The organism is Acidimicrobiales bacterium (assembly GCA_036270875.1).
Lineage (GTDB): Bacteria > Actinomycetota > Acidimicrobiia > Acidimicrobiales > AC-9 > AC-9.
The window spans coordinates 1-3,430 of the sequence record DATBBR010000094.1 but is presented as its reverse complement, the minus strand read 5'-3'; the positions used below and the strand labels follow the sequence as shown (position 1 = coordinate 3,430).

Annotated in this window: 3 protein-coding genes; 1 reads left to right on the top strand and 2 read right to left on the bottom strand. The window is 71.0% G+C overall.

Translation table 11 applies throughout. The features are described from left to right. Both VH112_10565 and VH112_10560 read right to left on the bottom strand, forming a co-directional pair. On the bottom strand, positions 1-634 hold a 634-nt coding region (locus tag VH112_10565; GenBank protein ID HEX4540676.1), incomplete at its 3' end, for a class D sortase. A 341-nt stretch (positions 635-975) separates the two neighbouring features. Then, the gene (locus VH112_10560; protein ID HEX4540675.1) at positions 976-2,553 is read right to left on the bottom strand and encodes a hypothetical protein; all 1,578 of its coding nucleotides are present in this window, start codon (positions 2,551-2,553) and stop codon (positions 976-978) included. 194 nt (positions 2,554-2,747) lie between these two features. Between VH112_10560 and VH112_10555 the strand changes: the two genes are divergently transcribed. After that, positions 2,748-3,430, top strand: a 683-nt coding sequence (locus VH112_10555; protein HEX4540674.1) for a sulfite exporter TauE/SafE family protein, incomplete at its 3' end; no start/stop codon positions are given.

Here is a 3,430-nt window from a genome sequence, read left to right as displayed (position 1 = left end):
ACTCCTTCGCGGGGTCGAGGCTCCCGCCCTTCGCCGCCGTGCCCACCTCGATCGCATGGACGAGCAGGCGCTGCGAGGTGAAGAAGAGCGCGTTGGGGGGCCAACACGTGTCGAGCACCATCGTGTTGTTGGTCGTGTTCGCGACGCTCGACCCCGCGGTGACGACCTGCTGGTCGGTCACCTGGTACCTCCAGGTGTTGCACGCGGTCGAATAGGTGATCACGTCCCCGGGCTTCAACGCGTTGAGGTGCACGAAGTAGCTCACGTCATGGGCGAGGAAGACCGAGCTGCCGGCCAGTCCGGGCCAGACCGACGCCGGGGCGTGCCCGACGGCGACGTTGAGTTCCTGGTCCTCGGTGCCCTCCTCCACCGGCGCCTGCAGGTGGATGGCAGGGATCGACAGGATGCCGCCGAGCTGTCCCTGCTTGACGTCCGAGACGGTGCAGGCCGCGCCGTGGCTCTGGTTTCTGACCTTCTCCGCGTTCGCCTTCTGGCTGGCGAGGAGGACGTTGCCGGCGTGGTCCTGGTGCAGCTGGTGGGAGAGCGCGTAGGTCGCGCCGAAGATCGCGGTGAACAGCAGCATGACGCCGAGGAGGGTGACCCCAATGCGCCGGAGGTCCTTGGACGACGTCATCGGCGCGGCGCTCGTGTTGTGTCCGGCTGCCTCTGCCCGGAACGGGAATCCGCCTTCCCGTTCCGAGCAGCTCGCAGCACCGGTTCCCGCTGCATCTGCTTCTCCCTCCAGACCCTCCGAGAGATCTGTTCTGTTGTCTCCGCTGCTTCCTGCCGTCGGCCGGGTGTGCGGATCACCCCGGCCACTTGGTCGTGCCGCCTAGTGCTGCGTGGCGGTGGTTGTTCCCAAAGGCTGCCGCCGGGCCGGCCCCCGAGACCGGAGGGGGAACGGAGGAGGTCCCGAGAGCCGGGCCCGGTGGCGGTCCGTCGCTCGGCCCGAGGGGACGAGCCGGTCGGGGCGCCTCATTGGCTGCCCCTGCGACGGGTGAGGGGGTTGATCGAACGTGCGACCGTCAGGATGCGGCGGCGGCCGATGAGCAGCGCGCCCGCCAGGCCCATCCCCGCCAGGAGGATGATCGGCAGGCTGCCCGACCAGAACTCGCCGGTGTGCACGGTGGTGACGTTGGGCACCACCGCCGGGGCGGTGGCCGGCGCCGCCGCCGGCGCGGCCGGCGTGACGGCGGCCGCGGTGGTCGCGGTGGCGGTGGTGGCGTTGCCCGAGACGCTCACGTCACCGACGTTGACGCCGATGCCGCCCATGAGCCCGGTCAGGAGGCCGACGTTCAGCACGCCGACGTTGGCGCTGGCCTTGGGGCCGGGGCTGGACGTCTCGCAGTTCAGCAGGTTGCCCGGCGTCTGGTAGTTGACCAGCTGGCCGATCAGCGAGGAGAGCGCGGCCGTCAGCTGGTCGAGGGTCGAGCTCAGCTGGCCGAGGAGTTGGTTCAGCGTCGAGGTGAGCGCCCCGAGGTTGAGGAACTGCTCCGCGCCGGCGCCGACCGAGTACGACAGGACGCCTGCGTTGCAGCTCGGCGTGACCACGCCGGTGCTGCGGTCCAGCGCGACCGAAGCGGTGGTCGGCGCCACCTTGAGGTCGGCCAGGCCGAAGAGGTTGACCTCGACGGCGCGCTGCGCGGCGGAGTCGGTCACCACGTTGCCGTTGGTGCTGACCGAGGTAGTCGAGCCACCGATGTTGATCGTCAGCGGTGCGATCGCCGGGCCGTTGCCGCCGGCGAGGCCGAGGATCTGGTTGAGGATGCCGGTGAGCACACCGAGCCCGGCCCCCGAGCTGCTGCCGCTCACCGAGTTGAGCAGGCCGCCGATGATCGAGCAGGCGCCGGTGGTGTCGTTGCCCGCGGCCACGCTGCTGCCGACGAGTGGGACGCCCCCGAGCAGACCGTTGGCGGCGCCGAGGAGACCCTGGAGCGTGCTGTCGAGGCCCGAGGAGTTCGAGCCGCCCGTGGTGTTGGCTGCCGTGACGCCCGAGCAGAGCCCCGACACCGAGGACAGGTTCGCCACGCCCATGAAGTTCTGCAGCACGTTGGTCAGGCTCAGGCTGACCGAGACGTTCGCCAGGCTCCCGGTGCCCGTCGCGGTCGGGTTGCCGTTGGCATCCTCGGAGGCCGAGGCCGTGCCGCAGGAGACGTCGACGTTGATGATCCCGGCGTTCAGCGGGATGGTGCACCCGCTCGCCCCGGTCGGCGTCGCGGTGACGCCCGAGCCGTGCGCCACGGCCTGCTGGGTGGAGTGGAGCGCGTTGCCCGACGTGTCAGAGGTCGCGTTGGTGGGGCACGGGTTCGTGGTCACCGCGGTGTCGGCGCACAGTCCGGTGCCCTCGGCCTCGGCGACCGGCCCGCTGCTGGCGTCCGCCTCGGAGCCTCCGCCGGCCAGTTGCAGTGCGTTCAGCACGTCCAGGGACACGAAGCCTCCGTTGCCAGTGACGTTCCACTGGGTGACGGTTGCCCCTCCCGCTGTCGCGGTCAGTGCAGTGACCACGGTCGTCACGACCAGGCCCACCGCAGCGATCCGCATGCGACCCTTCATTGCTCTACCCCTTACCGCCAGCGCTTATGCGCGCTGACCCTCCGTCCTTTGCGAATGAAACGGGGGACACGCGCCAATCTTTCGCCTGCTGAGAAGAATTTCGGGCCCTAAACGCCCGTTGGGGGCCGATGCGGTGCACAGCACCCCCCCAGCCACACCCGCGAAACGGCGGCTGTCCCGTACTCTGGCGCGGCATGCCTGCGACGCACGCCCTTCTCATCCTGCTCGGAGGGGTCGTCGGCGGCATCTTCAACGGGGTGGCGGGCGGCGCCAGCCTGATCACGTTTCCCCTCCTCCTGGCGCTGGGCTACCCGGCCCTCACCGCCAACATCACCAACACGGTCGGCATCTGGCCCAGCTACCTGGGCTCGGCCACCGCTTTCCGCCGCGAGATCGGCGACCAGCGGCAGCGCCTCGTCCGTCTCGCCCCCGTCGCCCTGGCCGGCGGGATCGCCGGCGCGCTGCTCCTGCTCACGACGTCTCCGGGCACCTTCGACGACGTGGTGCCCTGGCTCGTCCTGGGGGCGGCCGTGCTCTTCGGCCTCCAGCCGCTCCTGCGGCGTGCCCTCGACAAGGAGTCGGCCCACCCCCGCACGCGCCCGGTGCTCCTGGTCGCCGGGGTGTTCGCCGCCTCGGTCTACGGCGGCTACTTCGGCGCGGCCATGGGGGTCATGTTCCTCGCCGTGCTCGGCCTGGCCCTGCCCGTCTCGCTCGCCCACACGAGCGGGCTGCGCGCCGTGCTCTCCATCATCGTCAACGGCGTCGCCGCCGTCGTGTTCGTGCTCCACGGCGGCCTGGCCTGGGCCGCCGTCGGCTGGCTGGCCATAGGGAGCCTGGCCGGCGGCTACGTCGGCGCCCGCCTGGCCCTGGCCCTGCC